Genomic DNA, 17412 nt, shown 5'->3' with positions numbered 1-17412 from the left:
CGTGGTTTTCGCCGCCACTCACGCGGGATCCTTTCCGAACAGTGCGCGCGCCGCCCCCGCCGTGACGACCGAACCGGTGACGATGACACCCGCCCCCGAGACAGCCTCGCCGGGATCGCCGACCTCTTCGGCGATGGCGATCGCGGTCTCCAGCGCGTCGGGCAGCGTGTCGGCGGTGACCACGCGCTCGTCGCCGAAGCGCTGCACCGCCAGGTTCGCCAGGCTGTCGACGTCCATGGCGCGCGGTGAGCCATTGGTGGTGACGACGATCTCGTCGAACACCGGCTCCAGCGCCTCCAGGATCCCCGCGGCGTCCTTGTCGCCGAGCACCGCGATCACGCCGACCAGCTTGCGGAAGTCGAATTCCTCGCCGAGCGTCGCGGCCAGCGCCCGCGCGCCCGCCGGGTTGTGCGCGGCGTCGATGAAGATGGTGGGCGCGCTGCGCATCCGCTCCATGCGGCCAGGGCTGGTGACCGAAGCGAAACCGGCGCGCACCGCGTCGATGTCGAGCTGACGTTCGGCGCCCGCGCCGAAGAACGCCTCCACCGCGGCCAGCGCGAGCACCGCGTTGCGCGCCTGGTGCTCGCCGTGCAGCGGCAAGAAGATGTCGTCGTAGACCCCGCCGAGGCCCTGCAGTTCGAGCTGCTGGCCGCCGACGGCGACGCGGCGCGCGAGCACCCGGAACTCGGAGCCTTCGCGGGCCACCGCGGCGTCCACCTCGACGGCCCTGCGCAGCAGGACGTCCATCGCCTCGGGTTCCTGCTGCGCGATCACCGCGACGGTGTCGCGCGGAACCAGGCTCTCCGGCGCGCGTTTGATGATCCCGGCCTTCTCCCCCGCGATCGAGGCGAGGTCGGGGCCGAGATAGTCGACGTGGTCCAGCCCGATCGGGGTGATCACCGCGACCTGTCCGTCGATCACGTTGGTGGCGTCCCAGGTGCCGCCCATGCCGGTCTCCACGACCGCCACGTCGACAGGGGCTTCGGCGAACGCCGCGTAGGCCATGCCGGTGAGCACCTCGAACTTGCTCATCGCGGGACCGCCTGCCGTGGCCGACTGCGCGTCGATCATCTCGACGTAGGGCTGGAGTTCGCGGTAGGTCTCGACGTACTTGGCCGGGCTGATCGGCGCGTTGTCGATGCTGATCCGCTCGGTGGCCAGCTGCAGGTGCGGGCTGGTGATGCGGCCGGTGCGCCGGTGCAGCGCGGTGAGCAGCGCGTCGATCATCCGGGTGACCGAGGTCTTGCCGTTGGTGCCCGCGATGTGGATCGCCGGATAGCTCTGCTGCGGCGAACCGAGCAGATCCATCAGGGTGGCGATGCGGGTGAGCGACGGCTCGATCTTGGTTTCCGGCCAGCGCTGGTCGAGTTCGGCCTCGACCAGCGCCATCTCGGCGAGTTCCACCGGCGACGGCCCGGACCCGAGCCGGGCGCCTCCGTCGTCGTCGCGGTACTGCCGCTCCGGCTCCTCGTTCACTTGACCGCCAGTTCCGCGAGCCGCGCCCCGATGCGCTCCACCTCGGCGGCGGCGACATCGCGACGGTTCTTGATCTTGGCAACCACCGGTTCTGGCGCCTTGGCGAGGAACGCCTCGTTGCCGAGCTTGGCCTCGGTACCCGCCAGTTCCTTCTCCGCGGCGGCCAGATCCTTCTCCAGGCGGCGGCGTTCGGCGTCCAGGTCGACCGCGCCGGAGGTGTCCAGCTCGACGGTCACCGTCGCGCCGCTCAGCCGCACCTCGACCGAGGCGGTGGCGGCGAACTCGGGGCCGGGCGCGGTGAGCCTGGCCAGGTTGGCGACCGACGGCTCCAGCGCCGTCAGATCGGCCTGCTCCAGACCGATCAGCTTGGCCGCCACCTTCTGCTTGTCGGCGAGGCCCTGGTCGCTGCGGAACCGGCGGATCTCCGTGATCAACCGCTGGGCGTCCGAAACACGCTGCGCCGCAACGGTGTCGGTGGCGATTCCGCTGGCCTGCGGCCATGCCGCGATCACCACGGACTCACCGCCGGTGAGCACCTGCCACAGCGACTCGGTGACGAACGGGATCACCGGATGCAGCAGTCGCAGCACCGAATCCAGCACGTTGCCGAGCACGGTCCTCGTCGCGGCCGCCCGCTCCTCGTCCTCCGAGAACTGCACCTTGGCCAGTTCCAGATACCAGTCGCACAGCTCGTCCCAGGCGAAGTGGTAGAGCGCCTCGCACGCCTTGCCGAACTCGTAGGCGTCGAAAGCCGAATCCACTTCCGCCAGAACCTGATCCAGGCGATCGAGGATCCACCGGTCGGGGTCGGTGAGCGCGGCGCGGTCGGGAAGCTCACCGGGCTGGGCGCCGTTCATCAGCGCGAACTTGGTGGCGTTGAACAGCTTGGTGACGAAGCTGCGCGAGGCCAGCGCGTGCGGCTCGCCGACGGACAGGTCACCACCCGGCTGCGCGCCGCGGGCCAGGGTGAAGCGCAGCGCGTCCGCGCCGTAGGCCTTGATCCAGTCCAGCGGGTCGATGCCGTTGCCGCGCGACTTCGACATCTTCTTGCCGAACTGGTCGCGGATCAGGCCGTGCAGGAAGACGTCCTTGAACGGCACCTGCACCGCGCCGGACTTGCCAGCGAGGATGGCCGGATCCGCGGAGACGAACATGCCGAACATCATCATTCTGGCGACCCAGAAGAAGAGGATGTCGTAGCCGGTGACCAGCACGCTGGTCGGATAGAACTTCTCCAGCTCCGGCGTGGCCTCCGGCCAGCCCATCGTGGAGAACGGCCACAGGCCCGAGGAGAACCAGGTGTCGAGCACGTCCGGGTCCTGCACCCAGCCCTCGGGGGCGGTCTCGTCCGGGCCGACGCAGATCACTTCGCCCTCGGGGCCGTACCAGATCGGGATGCGGTGGCCCCACCACAGCTGGCGCGAGATGGTCCAGTCGTGCATGTTGTCGACCCACTCGAACCAGCGCGGCTCCTGGCTGGCCGGGTGGATGACGGTGTCGCCGTTGCGCACCGCGTCACCGGCGGCCTTGGCCAGCGACTCCACCTTGACCCACCACTGCATGGACAGCCGCGGCTCGATGGGCTCGCCGGTGCGCTCGGAGTGGCCGACGCTGTGCACGTACGGACGCTTCTCGGCGACCACACGGCCCTCCGCGGCGAGCCGCTCGCGGACCTTGACGCGGGCCTCGAAGCGGTCCATGCCGTCGAATTCGGTTCCGGTGTTGGCGATGCGGCCGCGCTCGTCCATGATCGTCGGCATCGGCAGGTTGTGCCGCAGGCCGATCTCGAAGTCGTTCGGGTCGTGCGCGGGGGTGATCTTCACGGCGCCGGAGCCGAACTCCGGGTCGACGTAGTCGTCGGCGACGATCGGGATCTGACGGCCGGTGATCGGGTGCTCCAGGGTGGCGCCGATCAGCGCCTGGTAGCGCGGGTCGTCCGGGTGCACGGCCACCGCGGTGTCACCGAGCATCGTCTCCACGCGGGTGGTCGCCACGATGACGTGCGGTTCGTCGTCGTTCAGCGAGCCGTAGCGCAGCGAGATCAGCTCGCCCGCGACTTCCTCGTGCTTGACCTCGATGTCGGAGATGGCGGTGCGTAGCTCGGGCGACCAGTTCACCAGTCGCTCGGCGCGGTAGATCAGGCCCGCGTCGTAGAGGCGCTTGAAGATGGTCTGCACGGCACGGGACAGGCCCTCGTCCATGGTGAAGCGGTCGCGGCTCCAGTCGACGCCGTCGCCGAGGGCGCGCATCTGCCACTGGATGGCGCCGCCGGACTCGCGCTTCCAGTCCCAGACCTTCTCGACGAACAGTTCGCGGCCGAAGTCTTCCTTGGTCTTGCCGTCGACGGCGAGTTGCTTCTCCACCACGGTCTGGGTGGCGATGCCCGCGTGGTCCATGCCGGGCAGCCACAGCACCTCGTATCCCTGCATGCGCTTGCGGCGGGCGAGGGTGTCCATCAGCGTGTGGTCGAGGGCGTGGCCCATGTGCAGGGTGCCGGTCACGTTCGGCGGCGGCAGCACGATCGAGTACGCGGGCTTGCCGCTCGCGGTGTCGGCCTGGAAATAGCCAGCGGCTACCCAGCGCTCGTACGTCTCGGCCTCCACGACGCTGGGGTCCCAGCTCTTGGGGAGGGCATCGGCACGATTACGCGAGTTGTCAGGGGCTGCGCTGGTCACTCCGTGATTCTAGGGGTTGGCTCGACATGACCTCGCCGCCTCCCCGCGCCCACGCTCCCGGCGCGGACTCGGCGGCACGAACCACAGGGGTGCGGAAACGAAAGGAGGCGGAGTCTTCGGTGGATGAGGGACACCGAACACTCCGCCTACGCCTCACAGCTTACCGGCGATCCGCGGAACAGCCCCGAATCCTCGAGCAATTCTCAGCTTTGGGCGGCACCCCGGGAACGCGACCGTTTCAGCGCATCGGAACAGAGACCGTGGACTCCTCTTCGACCAGGTCACCGTTGATCGCGATGGCGGCCGCCGAGCCCGCGCCCGCGGCGGAGATCACCTGGGCGCCCGGGTCGGCGACGTTACCCGCCGCCCACACCCCTGCCACGCTGGTCCGTCCGCGCGCGTCGGTGACGACCCAGCCGTCCGGACCCGTCGCGCAGCCGAGCGCGGCCAGCACGTCGCCGTTGGGCACGAAGGTGGGTGCGACGAACACCGCGGCGCGCGGCACCGCTCGCCCGTCGGCCAGCTCCACGCCGCGCAGCTCGCCGTCCTCGACCACCAGCCGCGCGACCTCGCCGGGCACGACCCGCACGCCACGCGCGGCCAGCCGGGCCAGATCGTGCTCGGACAACTCCATCGTGTGCGGGAAGAACGCCACGTCGGCCGACCATTGCGGCAGCAGCAACGCGACGTGCACAGCCCGCGCTACAGCACCAGGCTCGGTGCCGCCGAGCACGCCGAGCGGTCGATCACGCACCTCGTAGCCGTGGCAGTACGGGCAGTGCAGCACGTCCGCGCCCCAGCGCTCGCGTACGCCGGGCAGGCCGGGCAGCACGTCGCGCAGGCCGGTGGCGACGAGCACCCGCCGGGTCGTCAACCGCCCGCCGCCCGCCAGATGGAGCGTGAATTCGCCCGTGTCCTCGTTCTTTTCGGCGCCGATCACCTCGTCGTCGATCAGCTCGCCACCGTATCCCGCGACTTCCGCGGCGCCGATCGTCAGCAGCTCGCCGGGCGGGAGCCCGTCCCGCGACAGGAAACCGTGCATCTGCGTGGCGGGGGCGTTGCGCGGCGCTCCGCCCCTGACCACCGCGACCCGCCGCCGCGCCCTGCTCAACACCAGCGCCGCCGACAATCCCGCCGCGCCGCCGCCGACGACGACCACGTCGTGGATCGTCTTGTCTCTTTCGCTCATTCGCGATCACCTCCGGCGTTCAGGCTGCCGAGGAGGACCGGTATCGGCAACAATATTTGCCGTTTCCGGGAAGTGAGCGTGCACTGGGAACATGTACGACCAACCAGGCGTCACACAGGCGCTGGCCGAGATCGGCCCACGGCTGAAGGCGTTGCGCACCCACCGCGGCATCACGCTGACCGCGCTCTCGGCGACCACCGGCATCTCCAAGAGCACGCTCTCGCGGCTGGAGTCCGGACAGCGCAGGGCCAGTCTGGAATTGCTGCTGCCGATCGCGCTGGTCTTGCAGGTGCCGCTCGACGAACTGGTCGCGGCGCCCAAAATCGCCGACCCCCGCGTGCACACCACGCCCCGGCAGGTCAACGGCTACACCGTCCTGCCGCTGACCGCGCGGCCCGGCCCGCTACAGGCGTTCAAGATGATCCTGCCGCCCGAGCGCAAGGATCCCGATCCTCGCGTGCACGAGGGATACGAGTGGCTCTACGTGCTGTCCGGCAGGTTGCGGCTGGTCCTCGGCGAACACGACCTGATCATGGGTCCCGGCGAGACCGCGGAATTCGATACCCGGCAACCGCATTGGTTCGGCAGCACCGGGCGTGGGCCGGTGGAGATTTTGAGCCTGTTCGGCAGCCAGGGTGAGCGGATGCACGTGCGGGCGAGGCCGCGTCGCGCGGCGGCAACCCATCGGTAGGCCGACGACAAACCGGCCGGTCGCGACGAATCATCCTTTCCGTCGCGCGATCTCAGGGTTTTCCCGGTTGCCGAATCGGACCGGACTAGGGAGTCTGGAAGGGGTGAACCCCCCGCTCGATGCGCTACCCCTGCACTCCCCCGAGCCGCGCATGCCGCTGGCCGCCGTCGGCGCGCTGACACCGGTCGGCGTGCACGACCTGCGCGGTCGGACGATCGATGAATTGCGTTACCCCACAACGGCGGCCCTGATCTTCGCCGGAGTGCCCGGAGCGGGCAAGAGCACAGCGCTGCGGAAGTTCTTCGGTGCGACGGCGCAGGCCGAGGAGCCGCCCACCGGACCGTCCGGTTCGATCGTCCTGGATTCCCAGCACGCGCGGAACCGCTGGCGGCACCGGCTCGGCTGGCTTCCCTATCCGCTGTGGCGTCCGGTCGTGCACATCGCGCACTACGCGGGGATCAAGGCGGCGCTGCGGGACGCCGACGGCCCGGTGGTGATCCACGATTGCGGCACCTTCGGCTGGAGCCGCAGGATGATCGCGCGCTGGGCGGCCGCCTACCGCAGGGATCTGCACGTCGTCATGCTCGACGTGCCCCCGACGGTCGCCAGGGCCGGACAGTACGCCCGCGGCCGCCGCATCAACGGAATGTTCTTCACGTTGCACTGCCGCCGCTGGGACCGCCTGATCCGGGACCTGGACACCGAGGACCGGGACGCGCCCGTTCCGTCCTCGTCCGTCGTCATCGTGGACCGTTCCACCGTCGATCGCATGAGTCGCGTCGCGTTCGACGGCTGAACGCTCAGGGCACGAGCACCGTCAGCGCCTCGGGCACCGCGCGCAACGTGATCGGCAGCGTCCCCGCCGGTTCGCCGTCCGCAGTAGCGGGCGCGCCCGGCGCGGTGAGAGTCACCGCGGCGGCACGGTATTGGGCCACGGCGGGATGGTCGATGCGTTTGCCCGCGGAGAGGGCGGGCAGCAGCCGCAGCATCTCCAGCCGCGGCACCGCGCCGACGACCGTGAGATCCAGCAAACCGTCGTCCATCTCGGCGTCGGGGCAGATCAGCATGCCGCCGCCGTAGGTGCGGGTGTTGCCCACCGCGACCATCACCGCGTCGGTCTCGATCACGCCGTCGCCCGGCGGATTGTCCACCGCGCCTTCGGCCACGCCGGACAGCTCGATCCGGTAGGGCACGGTGAAACCGCCGGTGATCTCGGCCAGCGCGGCGAACGTGTAGCGGAGCCTGCCCTTGGGCCAGCTCATGCTGTTCGCGCGCAACGTGACTCGCGCGTCGAAGCCGGTGCCGGTCACGGTGGCGAACCACATCGGAGTGAAATCCGGTGCGGGCGACTCGATCCGGCCCAGGTCCATCGCCTTGCGGCGCCCGGCGAGCACCACGTCGACCGCGGCGGCGGGATCGTCGGTGGGGATGCCGAGCGCCCGCGCCAGGTCGTTGCCCGTGCCGCTCGGCACCAGACCCAGTGGGACGCCGGTCTGCGCGACGGCCTCCAAGATCACGCAGATCAGGCCGTCGCCGCCGACACACACCACCGCGTCGGGACGGGCGTCGGGATCCGGGTTCGCCAGCGAATCACGCACCAGCCGGACGGATTCGGCGGCGGACGGCGCGCGGATCTCGGTGACCTCGACACCGCGCTCGGTGAGCCGGGCGATGGCCGCCGTCGCGGTGTCGTGCCCCTTGCCCGCGCCGGAGAGCCGGTTCGTGACGACCAGCGCCGAGCGAAGGGCGCTTACCTGCCGATCCATCAGATCAGTTTTCCAGGATTGAGGATGCCCGCGGGGTCCAATTCCCGTTTCACCGCGCGCAGCACCCGGATGCCCAGCTCACCGACCTCGGCGGGCAGCCACGGGCGGTGGTCGGCGCCGACGGCGTGGTGGTGGGTGATGGTGCCGCCCGCGGCCATGATCGCGTCACCCACCGCGCGCTTGGCGATCTGCCACTGCGCGATCGGATCGTCGAGCTGTTTGGCGACGATGGTGAAGTACAGCGAGGCGCCGGTCGGATAGGTGTGCGAGATGTGGCACATCACCAGCGGCGGCGTGCCCTGCGCGCCGAGCGAGTCGGTCAGCGCCGCGGTCACCTTCGCCTTCAGTTCGGCGACGTTGGACCAGGTCGTCGCGGTCTCCAGCGTCTCGCACAGCACCCCGACGTCGAGCAGCGCGTCGCGCATGTAGGGCGCGGCGAACCGGCCGTGCTCCCATTCGCGGGCGGGCTGTTCGCCGAGCGCTGTGCCGCCCGCGGCTGTCAGCAGCGCGGTGGCCTCGGCGGAGCGGGCCGCGACATGCTCGGCGCTGCCCTCGAAGGTGGTGATCGCGAGGCAGCCCGTCACCGCCTGGCCGCCGATGTCGCCGGAGCGGGCCAGGTTCAGGCCGGTCTCGGCCTCGTCGGACAGCCGGAACACGGTCGGCGCGGCGCCCGCCTGCACCACGGTGCGCAGCGCGGCCGCGCCGGCGGCGAAGTCGGGGAACGACCACGCCTGGTACGCAGTGGTTTCCGGGAGCGGATGCACGCGCAACGTGACCTCGGTGATCACACCGAGCGCGCCCTCGGAGCCGACGAACAGCTCGCGCAGATCCGGCCCTGCGGCGGAGGCGGGCGCGCGGCCCAGTTCCAACGAGCCGGTCGGAGTGGCGACCTTCAGGCGCTGCACCATGTCGTCGAAGCGGCCGTAGCCCGCCGAGGCCTGACCGGAGGACCTGGTCGCCGCGAAACCGCCGATGCTGGCGAATTCGAAACTCTGCGGGAAGTGGCCGAGCGAAAGTCCGTGCGCGGCAAGCAGTTCCTCGGCTTGTGGTCCGGTGAGGCCAGCGCCGAGCGTCGCGGTGCCGCTCACCGGGTCGACCTCGGTGAGTCCGTCGATGCGGCGCAGGTCGAGTGCGATGACGGTGTCGAACTGGCCGCGCACCGGATCGACGCCGCCGACGACGCTGGTGCCGCCGCCGAAGGGCACCACCGCGATACCGTGCTCGGCGCAGTAGGCGAGCACCGCGAGCACCTGCTCGTGGTCGGCGGGAAAGACGATGGCGTCCGGCGCGTCTTGCGGACCCTCGGCGCGGCGCCGCAGCAAATCCAGGGTGCTCTTGCCACCGGCGCGCCGTAGTCGATCGTGATGGTCGGCCGACACGTTGTCCGCGCCGACCACCTCGACCAACCCGTCCCGCTGCGCCGGCGTCAACGCCGACGCGCGGAGCGGCACGTCACCCTCATCGCGGCGCGCCACCGGATCGCCGGACACCCCGAAGACCTGCGCGAGCAGGCCGCGGATCTGCGCCGAAAGTGGCTTGTGTCCGGCCGGGATACCCCAGGCGTCCCACACCATACTCGGTACCCGCGCGTCCGCGCCCGGGTTTGCCGCGGGAACGGAATGCCCGCCTGGCTGCTGCGTCTCGACCATGCGTTACAGTTTGACATAGACTGTCAAGCAGTAACTGTCCGTCCCCGCTCGAAGCCCGGTGGTGATTCTCGTGACCGACGACCCGGACGCCGAACTTTCGGCCATCGACCTGGCCATCTTCGACGCCGCGCGCGCCTGCGTCCAGGAGTTCGGTGTCCGCCGGACCACGCTCACCGAGGTGGCGCGGCGCGCCGGCGTCAGCAGGCCGACCGTGTACCGCCGCTGGCCCGACACCGGCGCGCTGGTCGCCGAGCTACTGGTCCGCGAACTGCGCGGCATCCTCACCGCGGCCATGCCCGAGTCCGGCCCGGCGCGGGCACGACTGGTCGAAGGCGTGGTCGAGGGCGCGGGGATGGTGCGCTCGAATCCATTGTTCGGCAAGATCTTCCGCACCGACACCGATCTGATGCTCACCTACGTCTTCGGCAGGCTCGGCCGCAACCAGCGCACCCTCATCGAACTGTTCGCCGCGGGGATCCTGGACGGCCAGCGCGATGGCTCCATCCGGCCCGGCGATCCGCTCCAGCTGGCCACCATGCTGCTGCTGATCGTCCAGTCCGCGGTGCAGTCGGCGGGGACGGTCGCGCCATTGCTGCCCGCCCCCGAGCTGGACACCGAACTGGCCCGCGCCATCGATGGCTACCTCCGCCCCGGCGAACCCGAAGGACGACGAAAGGTTCTGGCATGACCGACAATCCGGTGACCCGCGGGAATTCCGCGCTCAATGCCGAGCGCCGCGCGCGCGAGCTGCGCGCACTCGGCGACGGCGGCGCGATCGATGTACTGGTGATCGGCGGCGGCGTCACCGGGGCGGGCGCGGCGCTGGACGCCGCCGCGCGCGGGCTGCGCACCGTGCTGGTGGAGCGGCACGATCTCGCGTTCGGCACGAGCCGCTGGAGTTCCAAGCTGGTGCACGGCGGTTTGCGCTATCTGGCCAGCGGGCGGATCGGGATCGCGCACGAGAGCGCGGTCGAGCGCGGCATCCTGATCACCACCACCGCACCGCATTTGGTGCGTCCGCTGCCGCAGCTTGTTCCGCTGCTGCCGAATATCAGTGCGGCGCAACGGTCATTGATTCGCGCTGGGTTCGTCGCAGGTGACGCACTGCGCCGCGGCGCGGGCACGCCTGCCTCGATCTTGCCGCGGTCGCGGCACGTCGCCGCCGCGGAGGCACTGCGTTTGGCGCCGACCGTGCGCAGGGCGGGTCTGCGCGGCGGGCTTCAGGCATGGGACGGGCAGCTGGTGGACGACGCGCGGCTGGTCGTCGCGCTGGCCCGCACCGCGGCGGCCGAGGGGGCGACAGTTCTCACGAGAGTGGAAGCCTCTGACGTGACCGGAGATTCGGCCACCCTGCGCGACACGCTCTCCGGCGAGACCCTTTCCATCCGGGCCCGCGCGGTGGTCAACGCCACCGGCGTGTGGGCCGACCAGGTCGACCCGAGCATCGAACTGCGCCCGAGCCGCGGCACCCACCTGGTGTTCTCCGCCGAGTCCTTCGGCGGGCTCAGTGCCTCGCTCACAGTGCCGGTGCCCGGTAGCACCAGCCGATTCGTCTTCGCCTTCCCCGCCGCGCACGGGCGGGTCTACCTCGGGCTGACCGACGAAGACGCGCCGGGCCCGGTGCCCGACGAGCCGCAGCCCACCGAGGCCGAGATCGACTTCCTGCTCGACACCATCAACACCGCACTGCGAGAACCGTTGACCCGCGCCGACATTCGCGGCCGGTACGCGGGCTTGCGCCCGCTGCTGAAGACCGACGACGGCAGCACCGCCGACATCTCCCGCCAGCACGCCGTGCTGAACTCGCCGACCGGCGTGATCACGATCGTCGGCGGCAAACTCACCACCTACCGGCAGATGGCCGAGGACGTCGTCGACGCGGCGGTGCGCCACGCCCGCCTCGACGCGGCACCCTGCTCGACCAAGCGGCTACCGCTGGTCGGCGCGGTCTCCGGCGCGGCACGGGATCGCCTCGCCGCCGCCCCGCTGCTGGTGGAACGCTACGGCAGCGAGGCGCCCGCCGTCACCGCCCTCGCGGCCCTCGACCCGGCCTTGCGCGAATCGGTCGCCCCCGGAATGGATGTCATCGGCGCCGAATTCGCCTTCGCCCTTTCCCACGAGGGCGCACTGCACGTCGACGACCTACTCGACCGCCGCACCCGCATCGGCTTGGTTCCGGAAGACCGCGCCGCCGCCCTCCCCGCGGCCACCGCGGCACTCGCCACGATCTGAGCGAGCTTCGCGAATCGCCTATGCTCTGGAACCGCCGCCTGGCACCCCACTTGCGTACGGAATGAGGCGATTAGAAGGTGTCGACCGGGCCTCGAAGCCACCTGATCAGTGTTGCGAGGCGCTGATGATCAGTCGCTGACCCACGTCGCCAGTTCCGCGCGCATGCAGGCGCGGGGCCAGCGGTCCAGGCCATGGTCGGCTTCGGCCGCACGCAGGGCGCGCAGGCCCGGCGTTTCCTCGGCGGGCGCCAGGTAGCGGAAGCCGAGGCGCTCGTAGTACGGCCCGTTCCAGGTCACTTCGGTGAAGGTCGTCAGGGTGATGGCGGGCAGGTCGTGGGTGCGCGCCCAGTCGACGGCGCGGTCGATGAGCCGCTTGCCGATGCGACGACCGGCGTATTCCGGGTCGACCGACACCTGGTCGACGTGCGCGTTGCCGTCGACGATGCCGAGGACGAGGTAGGCGATCGGCCGGTCGGCGTCGTCGGTCGCGACCCAGGCACGCCCGGCGCGCTGGAATCCACGGAGGGTGTCGAGCGGCGGCGGCTCGTCGTCCGCGACAGCCGTCATGCCGATGTCGGCGAAAGGTTTTCCGGCCGCGCGTTCGATGTCCTGGAGAACGGGCAGGTCGGCCTCGGTCGCCGGTCTGATGGATGCCATGCCAGGAGTATTGCCGGACAGCCGGACGAAGTCGCGCGGATTTCCCGCTTCGTCCGTTCCACTAGGTTCAGCCGCCGGAGCCGCGATACCGGCGACGCGAGTCGACTCTCGGTCACGTATCAGCAACCCGGCAGCGGCAGACCGCGACCGCAGTGATCGGAACGACAACGAAGCGCCCGACAACACCGGTCGGCCGCGAAGTCGACTCGATCACGGCCGACCGATCCGCCGGGCGCGTGTCTTCGCCCGACTCTCCGGGTTGCCCTGCGGATTCCCGGTGCGGAGCGACCGGTCGGCCGGTTGCCCGCTCCTCGATCTGCCCGATCACGTACCGTGCGAACCTCTATGCTGGACGCCGGTAGTGCGCGGGAAGGAGGCGCGGGTGCGCAAGAACCCGTCGACCGTAGGGATCGCGCCGGGCGATGGTCTGATTGCACGCTTCGGCGCGGTGGTGGTGTATCTCGCGGGTGAAACCGCTTCCACCGACCGGATTCTCGGTGCGATCGAGGCGGTCGCCGAGGGTGACCATCCCGGGGCCGCGATCGCCCAGCGACTGGCCGCCGTGGTATTCGTCAGCGGCTCCGAACCACCGCCGTTCGGTGTGGTCGCACCGACCGACGACGGCACGGTGATCCTGCTGCGCGGAAAGGTCGCCGCCGAGATCCACGGCGCGGAGGGCGCACGCAGGATTTCCGGCGCGCGTGCGTTCACCTGGGTGGACGAGATCGTGCGCGAGCCGGTGCGCCGGATCACCGTGGGTGCCGACACCGGCTCCGCGATCACCGCCCTGCCTCGCACCGACCTGCGCGCGGGCACGGTGCCCGGCGGCGGCTTCGAATGGCGTGTTGCCGTGCGTCGCGCGGGCGCGCCGAAGTCCCCACAGCGCGCCGCTGTCACCGCGAAACCCGGCGCCACCGAACCGCCCGCGACCGCGCCCGCGGGCTTCGAGGCCCTGACCGACGACTCCGACGACGCTCGAAGCAACGACGTCCCCGTCGACACCAGCGCCGGTCGACCGTCCGCGACCGATCGCCCCCAGGACATCGGCACCAGGGCGATGCCACTCGCCTGGTCGCAAACCGCCGGCTTCCGACCCGAACCCGTTGCCTTGCAGAAGAACCCGGCAACCCACGGCGTCCGCGTCCCACCGCCTCGGCCGCCGAAGGGCTCGCCGCAGGCCGACGCCCCCACGGGCGCGCTGGTCTTCGAGGACACCGCCTACCCGCTGGACCGCCCATACGTCATCGGCCGCAGCCCCGCCGCCGACGACTCGGTGCGCAACGCCATCGCGTCCCCGCTGGCGGTGCCGAGGGACCGCCACGTCTCGCGGGTGCACGCCTACGTCTCGCTCAATCGCGGCAAGGTCTTCGTCCGCGACGCGTCCACCCCCGCGGGCACCTACGTCGCGGGTCCCGGCACGGACGCCTGGACCCGGATCGGGACCGCACCGGTCGAGCTGCCGCCGGGCTGGCGTATCCGGATCGGTGAGAAGGTCCTCACCCACCGCACCGACGAGCGCCATCCGGCCACGGCCCAGACCCGGAGATCCTGAAGCGACCGGCCCCGCTCCGCGGCCTACGATGCGAAGACTGCGCCAGCTGAGACAGTCATCGCGCGGAGAGGACAATAGGGACATGCATCGTCACGGCCCCACCGAGGACATCGACGAAACCGCGCTGACCGTCACCGCGCCGAAAGAGCAGGCCGCGGGGGTCACGGCGGTGGCCGTGGCGCTGAAACGCTCGGTCGAGGAGATGGGCGTCGTCCGCACCGCCCGCACCCTGGCCAGGCTCAACCAGGTCGACGGCTTCGACTGCCCCGGCTGCGCGTGGCCGGAGCCGAGCGGGCACCGCCGGCCCGCGGAGTTCTGCGAGAACGGAGCCAAGGCCGTCGCCGAGGAGGCGACGCTGCGCACCGTCACGCCGGAGTTCTTCGCCGCCCACTCGGTCGACGAACTGGCCGGGAAATCCGGCTACTGGCTAGGTCAGCAGGGCAGAATCACCCATCCGATGGTGCTGCGACCCGGCGACACGCACTACTCCCCCATCGCCTGGGACGAGGCCTACCGCCTGATCGCCGACCAGCTGCGCGCGCTGTCCTCGCCCGACGAAGCCGTGTTCTACACCTCGGGCCGCACCGCCAACGAGACGGCGTTTCTCTATCAGTTGCTGGTCCGCGGTTACGGCACCAACAATCTGCCGGACTGTTCGAACATGTGTCACGAGTCCTCCGGCGCGGCGCTGCTCGGCTCCATCGGCATCGGCAAGGGCTCGGTCTCGATCGACGACTTCGGCAAGGCCGATCTGATCATCGTCGCGGGCCAGAATCCCGGCACCAATCATCCACGCATGCTCAGCGCGCTTGCCGACGCGAAGGCCAACGGGGCCAGAGTGATCGCGGTCAATCCGCTGCCGGAGACCGGCCTGCTCGGCTTCCGCGACCCGCAGACCGTGCGCGGCGTCACCACCGGCGTCGCCATCGCCGACGATTTCCTGCAGATCCGGCTCGGCGGCGACATGGCCCTGTTCCAAGGCCTCGGCAAGCTGCTGTTCGACGCCGAGGACCTGGCCCCGGGCACCGTGGTCGACCGCGCGTTCGTCGACGCGCATTGCGCGGGGTTCGCCGACTACGAAAAGCACACGCGCGCGGTCGATCTCAGCGCCGTGCAGACCGCGACCGGACTGTCCATGGCGGAGCTCGAGCGCACCGCGCGGCTGCTCGCCGAGTCGCGCAGCACCATCATCTGCTGGGCGATGGGTCTGACCCAGCAGGCGCACGGCGTCGCCACCATCGAGGAGGCGACCAACCTGCTGTTGCTGCGCGGGATGATCGGCAAGCCGGGCGCAGGCGTCTGCCCGGTGCGCGGGCACTCCAACGTGCAGGGCGACCGCACGATGGGCATCTGGGAGAAGATGCCCGACGCCTTCCTCGACGCGCTCGACCGCGAGTTCGGCATCACCAGTCCGCGCGAACACGGCTGGGACACAGTGAATTCCATTCGGGCGATGCGCGACGGCCGCGCCAAGGTGTTCTTCGGTATGGGCGGCAACTTCGTCTCGGCGACCCCCGACACCGAAGTCACCGAGGCCGCGCTGCGTAATTGCGCACTCACCGTGCAGGTCTCGACCAAACTCAACCGCAGCCACGTGGTGCACGGGCGCACCGCGCTGATCCTGCCCACCCTCGGCCGCACCGACAAGGACGTCCAAGCCGGGACGAAACAGCAAGTGTCGGTCGAGGATTCGATGTCGATGGTGCACCTGTCCACCGGTCGGCTCGAACCCGTCAGCGATCAGCTGCGCAGCGAGGTCGCCATCGTCTGCGAACTCGCCCTCGCGCTGTTCGGCCCGGACCATCCCGTACCGTGGGCGCGCTACCAGCGCGACTACGACAAGATCCGCGACGCGATCGCCCGCGTGGTGCCCGGTTGCGCCGACTACAACACCCGCGTCCGGCAGCGCAACGGTTTCGTCCTGCCGCATCCGCCGCGCGACAGCCGCGAATTCCGTACGTCCACCGGTCGCGCCAACTTCGCGGTCAACGAGCTGACCTGGGTGCCGGTCCCCGAAGGCAGGCTCATCCTGCAGACACTGCGCAGCCACGACCAGTACAACACCACCATCTACGGCCTCGACGACCGCTACCGCGGCGTGCACGGCGGACGGCGGGTGGTCCTGGTGAACCAGGACGACATCGCCGAATTCGGCTTCGCGGACGGCGATCTCGTCGATCTCGTCTCCGAGTGGACCGACGGCGTGGAGCGTCGCGTGCGAGGCTTCCGCGTGGTCGCCTACCCGACGCCGCGCGGCAACGCCGCCGCCTACTATCCCGAGACCAATCCGCTCGTCCCCCTGGACCACGTTGCGGCGCGGTCCAATACGCCGGTCTCCAAGGCGGTGACCATCCGGCTGGAGCGGCACGTGCACATCGGAGCAGTGTCGTGAACCATCAGCACAGCGTGCACCGACGCGCGACGCGGACGAGCGCCAGCGAGGCCGGGTCGTGAACGAGCGTCAGCGAGCGAACCATCAGCACAGCGTGCACCGACGCGCGACACGGACGAGCGCCAGCGAGGGCGGGTCGTGAACGAGCGTCAGCGAGCGAACCATCAGCACAGCGTGCACCGACGCGCGACGCGGACGAGCGCCAGCGAGGCCGGGTCGTGAGTCGGGTTACCGCGCGCCGCCGCACGCTGCGACTTTCTCCCACCGGCGAGATCCAGCGTCCGGACACGCTGGCCGTGGAGGAGCCGCTCGAGATCCGCCTGAGCGGGCAATCGCTGACGGTCACCATGCGCACCCCGGGCTCCGACATCGACCTCGTGCACGGATTCCTGTTGAGCGAGAACATCATCGGGTCCGCCGAAGACGTGGTCAGCGCCCGATACTGCGCGGGAACCGACGCCGAGGGCCGCAACACCTACAACGTGCTCGACGTAGAACTGCGCATCCCCGCACCCGCTCGCGCCCGCAACTTCCTCACCACCAGTTCGTGCGGACTCTGCGGGAAGACCGCACTGGACGACGTCCGGGCCCGCACCCGCTACCCGCTCCCGGCCGACGCGGTGGCCGTGGATCCGGCCGCGCTCGCCGCGATGCCCGAGACCCTGCGGGCGCGGCAGTCGGTCTTCGATGCCACCGGCGGTTTGCACGCCGCGGGCCTGTTCACTGCCGACGGGACCGCGCTCGCGGTGCGGGAGGACATCGGCAGGCACAACGCGGTGGACAAGGTACTCGGCTGGGCGTTGCGCGAAAACCGCGTTCCGGCATCGGATCTGGTGCTCATTGTGAGCGGAAGGGCGTCCTTCGAGCTGGTCCAGAAGGCGGTGATGGCGGGGGTGCCGATGCTCGGCGCGGTGTCGGCGCCGAGCTCGCTCGCGGTCGACCTGGCCGATGAATCCGGCCTGACCCTGGTCGGTTTCCTGCGCGGGGACACCATGAACGTCTATTCCGGCGCGCACCGCTTGGAGCGGCGGTCCTCCGCGCGTCCCGCGAGCTGACTCCGGCTCGCGGCCGAGGCGGCTATTGCCCGGTACCCGATGTCCGTTTTACCGTGACTGCACCCCCGAACGCTCTTCG

General features: G+C 70.4%; 13 protein-coding genes. 7 read left to right on the top strand and 6 right to left on the bottom strand.

What is annotated here, in order from left to right:
* Positions 1 to 18: 18 nt before the first annotated feature.
* The 3 genes from AB0H49_RS15405 to AB0H49_RS15395 form a co-directional block, all read right to left on the bottom strand.
* Positions 19 to 1389 (bottom strand): folylpolyglutamate synthase/dihydrofolate synthase family protein, encoded by a 1371-nt coding sequence (locus AB0H49_RS15405; RefSeq protein ID WP_355001155.1) that lies wholly within the window; start codon positions 1387 to 1389, stop codon positions 19 to 21.
* A gap of 83 nt (positions 1390 to 1472) precedes the next feature.
* Positions 1473 to 4151 (bottom strand): valine--tRNA ligase, encoded by a 2679-nt coding sequence (locus tag AB0H49_RS15400; protein WP_357251662.1) that lies wholly within the window; start codon positions 4149 to 4151, stop codon positions 1473 to 1475.
* A gap of 238 nt (positions 4152 to 4389) precedes the next feature.
* Positions 4390 to 5340 (bottom strand): NAD(P)/FAD-dependent oxidoreductase, encoded by a 951-nt coding sequence (locus tag AB0H49_RS15395; RefSeq protein WP_357251658.1) that lies wholly within the window; start codon positions 5338 to 5340, stop codon positions 4390 to 4392.
* 91 nt (positions 5341 to 5431) lie between these two features.
* On the opposite strand from AB0H49_RS15395, the gene AB0H49_RS15390 reads away from it, so the two are divergent.
* Both AB0H49_RS15390 and AB0H49_RS15385 read left to right on the top strand, forming a co-directional pair.
* Positions 5432 to 6031 carry an XRE family transcriptional regulator gene (locus AB0H49_RS15390; RefSeq protein ID WP_357251655.1) on the top strand — a complete coding sequence of 200 codons (600 nt, stop codon included), beginning with the start codon at positions 5432 to 5434 and terminating at the stop codon, positions 6029 to 6031.
* 103 nt (positions 6032 to 6134) lie between these two features.
* On the top strand, positions 6135 to 6827 hold the full coding sequence (locus tag AB0H49_RS15385; protein WP_357251652.1) for a hypothetical protein: 693 nt from the start codon (positions 6135 to 6137) through the stop codon (positions 6825 to 6827).
* A 4-nt stretch (positions 6828 to 6831) separates the two neighbouring features.
* Here the strand turns inward: AB0H49_RS15385 and AB0H49_RS15380 are convergent, their stop codons facing one another.
* Positions 6832 to 7797, bottom strand: coding sequence for a YegS/Rv2252/BmrU family lipid kinase (locus tag AB0H49_RS15380; RefSeq protein WP_355000850.1), 966 nt, complete (start codon positions 7795 to 7797; stop codon positions 6832 to 6834).
* Positions 7797 to 9371: an FAD-binding oxidoreductase gene (locus AB0H49_RS15375; RefSeq protein ID WP_355001156.1), complete on the bottom strand. Its 1575-nt coding sequence runs from the start codon at positions 9369 to 9371 to the stop codon at positions 7797 to 7799. The genes AB0H49_RS15380 and AB0H49_RS15375 overlap by 1 nt, the downstream gene beginning before the upstream one ends.
* Positions 9372 to 9510: 139 nt before the next feature.
* Here AB0H49_RS15375 and AB0H49_RS15370 point away from each other — a divergent pair, with 139 nt between their 5' ends.
* Positions 9511 to 10134, top strand: a complete 624-nt coding sequence (locus AB0H49_RS15370) for a TetR/AcrR family transcriptional regulator (protein ID WP_355001157.1) — start codon at positions 9511 to 9513, stop codon at positions 10132 to 10134.
* Positions 10131 to 11678 carry a glycerol-3-phosphate dehydrogenase/oxidase gene (locus AB0H49_RS15365; protein ID WP_357251647.1) on the top strand — a complete coding sequence of 516 codons (1548 nt, stop codon included), beginning with the start codon at positions 10131 to 10133 and terminating at the stop codon, positions 11676 to 11678. The genes AB0H49_RS15370 and AB0H49_RS15365 overlap by 4 nt, the downstream gene beginning before the upstream one ends.
* Before the next feature lie 128 nt (positions 11679 to 11806).
* On the opposite strand, the gene AB0H49_RS15360 is transcribed toward AB0H49_RS15365, so the two are convergent.
* Positions 11807 to 12334: a GNAT family N-acetyltransferase gene (locus AB0H49_RS15360; RefSeq protein ID WP_357251644.1), complete on the bottom strand. Its 528-nt coding sequence runs from the start codon at positions 12332 to 12334 to the stop codon at positions 11807 to 11809.
* A gap of 382 nt (positions 12335 to 12716) precedes the next feature.
* Here AB0H49_RS15360 and AB0H49_RS15355 point away from each other — a divergent pair, with 382 nt between their 5' ends.
* From AB0H49_RS15355 to fdhD, 3 genes are all read left to right on the top strand, one after another.
* Entirely contained in the window at positions 12717 to 13886 is a 1170-nt protein-coding gene (locus AB0H49_RS15355; protein ID WP_357251641.1) for an FHA domain-containing protein, read from the top strand.
* An 82-nt stretch (positions 13887 to 13968) separates the two neighbouring features.
* A complete protein-coding gene (locus AB0H49_RS15350; RefSeq protein WP_357251637.1) occupies positions 13969 to 16278 on the top strand; it encodes an FdhF/YdeP family oxidoreductase in 2310 nt (769 codons plus the stop codon).
* Positions 16279 to 16496: 218 nt separating this feature from the next.
* Positions 16497 to 17333 carry a formate dehydrogenase accessory sulfurtransferase FdhD gene (gene fdhD / locus AB0H49_RS15345; protein WP_357251634.1) on the top strand — a complete coding sequence of 279 codons (837 nt, stop codon included), beginning with the start codon at positions 16497 to 16499 and terminating at the stop codon, positions 17331 to 17333.
* Positions 17334 to 17412: the final 79 nt, after the last annotated feature.

This window comes from Nocardia sp. NPDC050713 (assembly GCF_040654315.1).
GTDB lineage: Bacteria > Actinomycetota > Actinomycetes > Mycobacteriales > Mycobacteriaceae > Nocardia.
Note: the sequence above shows the minus strand (reverse complement) of the source record. Positions and strands in the feature narration are given on the sequence as shown.